At 61.6% G+C, this 422-nt stretch carries 1 protein-coding gene; it reads left to right on the top strand.

All coding sequences use genetic code 11. From position 1 onward, the window contains the following. Window positions 1-418: AMP-binding protein (locus tag QM806_RS40990; protein ID WP_283295059.1), on the top strand; the 418-nt coding region annotated here is incomplete at its 5' end. Window positions 419-422: the final 4 nt, after the last annotated feature.

The raw sequence follows: 422 nt of genomic DNA, 5'->3' as shown, positions 1-422 counted from the left end.
GGGTGTCGGCCCGGAAGTGCTGGTGGCGGTCGCATTGGAGCGGTCACCCGAGTTGATCATCGCGCTACTGGCCATCCTCGAGGCCGGGGGTGCATACCTCCCTATCGACCTGCAGTACCCCGGTGCACGAACCGGGACCATCCTCACCGACGCCGCTCCGCTGTTGTTGATTCTCAGCGACACCATGACCGAAAACTTGTTGCCCGACAACGACATCCCCCGGATACTTCTCGACACCCGCACCGACGAGGGCGGACGATGGGAGGCGCGAAACCCCGACGACAACGACCGCATCGCACCACTACGACCGGACAACACCGCGTACGTGATGTACACCTCCGGGTCGACGGGTGTTCCGAAGGGCGTCGGGGACTGTAAGAACAACGGTGTAACTCTGAAAGGAGATGCACCATTATGACTGA

Source organism: Rhodococcus sp. IEGM 1351 (assembly GCF_030056875.1).
Taxonomy (GTDB): Bacteria; Actinomycetota; Actinomycetes; order Mycobacteriales; family Mycobacteriaceae; genus Rhodococcus_F; species Rhodococcus_F opacus.
The sequence above is the reverse complement of the archived record's forward strand: the minus strand, read 5'-3'. Positions and strand labels throughout refer to the sequence as shown.